The sequence below is a fragment of the Fontimonas sp. SYSU GA230001 genome (genome assembly GCF_040066175.1).
Lineage (GTDB): Bacteria > Pseudomonadota > Gammaproteobacteria > Nevskiales > Nevskiaceae > Solimonas.
This window is the reverse complement of sequence record NZ_JBEAAM010000057.1, coordinates 1-1293: the sequence shown is the minus strand read 5'-3', so window position 1 is coordinate 1293 and position 1293 is coordinate 1. Positions and strand designations below refer to the sequence as shown.

Annotated in this window: 1 protein-coding gene; it reads right to left on the bottom strand. The window is 63.8% G+C overall.

Translation table 11 applies throughout. The features are described 5' to 3' along the window. Positions 1 to 1040 (bottom strand): ISL3 family transposase (locus AAG565_RS15715; protein ID WP_348820589.1); only part of this gene is annotated, 1040 nt, incomplete at its 3' end. Positions 1041 to 1293 lie beyond the last annotated feature (253 nt).

The following is a 1293-nucleotide window of genomic DNA, read 5'->3' as shown; positions in this document are numbered from 1 at the left end:
TCTCGCAGGCCGTAGGCGCGGCGCTGGATGACGCGGATCTTGTTGTTGAGTCCTTCGACGAAGCCGAGCGAGACCTTGTTCTCGGGTCTGCAGTAGGCAGCGATACCGTCCCAATGGCGCTCGATCATCTCGGCGAACTTCTCGAAGCTCGGCAGGCGCTGCCATCGCAGCGACGCACGCCACTGGTCGAAGAACTTCCTCGCCCAGGCCTCGCTGCGGTAGTCCCACAGCTGTCCGAATCGCTCCTTGAGCAGGTAGGCAGTGTTGAGCCGCTTGTTGGCCGCCAGCAATCGCTTGAGGGCAACCCGACCGTCGACGCTCAGGTTCTCCTTGCTCGACAGCAGGGTGTACTTCTGCCCCTTGATGTAGGCCCGATCCTTGCCATTCAGTCGGGCGTACTCGGCCTTGCGAACGGCATCGAGCGCGTCGCCAAGATGGCGCATGACGTGGAACTTGTCGAACAGGATCGCCGCCTTGGGCGCGTGCGCCTGGGTGGCGGTGCGGAACGGCCTCCACATATCCATCACCGCCAGCCGGATGCCCGCGGATTTCCTCGCTCCCAGGGCCGCGTAGAACTGTTTCATGCTGGCTTCCGACCGGTCGTTGCCACCGAACCAGATGGGTCGCTTGCGGATCAGATCGCTGACCACGATGCGGTAGGTGTGACCCTTGCGGATCGAGATCTCGTCGATGCCGATCACCTTGGGTCCCGGCAGCCCGGCACGTCGCACCTGCTCGGCCATGTACTGCTTGTCCAAGGCCTTGACCGTCTGCCAGTCGAGCTTGAACTCCTTGGCGACATCACTGATCGTCGCCTGCCGGCAACGCCGTCCGACGTGCCAGGCGAAGCGCTTGGTGTAGAACGGATTGTCGGCCAGGAAATCGAGCCGCTCGGTCTTCACCTTGCCGCATCCCCGGCAGGCGACGCGGCGAACCTCCAACTCCAGCCAGACGCGGGTGTCGCCGCAGGACAAGTCGCGCACCCGCCTTGTCTTGCGGTCGTACCACCCCGACTGGACCTGGCCGCAAGCGCCGCACACCGTTTTTTTCCCCGCCGAACGAGCGTGATCACGCGCGCCTTGGGGTCGCCGAACAGGCCCTTCACCTGCGCCTGCGGACGAAATCCATGGAACCGATACGCGTCGAGAAGGCGACGCTGCCGTGAGGAGGGTCTGGCCATCGACAAAGCGTGCCAGATTTCCGACGCACCGCCGACAACCTCATCGTCAATGCCAGAGCGGGTTGCAGCCGGAGCATGGGCGTCAAATCACCCACACGGAATCACGAAGAGCC